This is a genomic window from Novosphingobium sp. B-7, assembly GCF_000410615.1.
GTDB lineage: Bacteria > Pseudomonadota > Alphaproteobacteria > Sphingomonadales > Sphingomonadaceae > Novosphingobium > Novosphingobium capsulatum.
In genome coordinates, this window is sequence record NZ_KE148419.1 from 1 (window position 1) to 247 (window position 247).

Consider the following 247-nt stretch of genomic DNA (forward strand, 5'->3'; position numbering starts at 1 on the left):
GCTCCTGCTCGTGCTGCTCGCGCTGGGCGCGGGCTGGTGGGGCAGGGCGGGGCTGGCATTTGCGCTGGTTGGCCTGGGCTGGGTGGTGTTGCAGGCCGGGCGCCTGCTGGCGCGGGTGGAGCAGGCATCGCTGATGCAGGCATCGGGCCGCTTGCGCGGGGGGGCGCTGTTTGGCCCGCTGGTGGATGGTGCGCTGGTGGCGATCTGCGCCTGGCGTGCCAGTGGCGGGGCCCCGGCCCCGACGGCG

1 pseudogene is annotated in these 247 nt (G+C 76.1%); it reads left to right on the forward strand.

Annotation, left to right across the window (positions count from 1 at the left end):
• Positions 1-247 (forward strand): annotated as a pseudogene (locus H926_RS33585) (hypothetical protein); the annotation flags it as partial.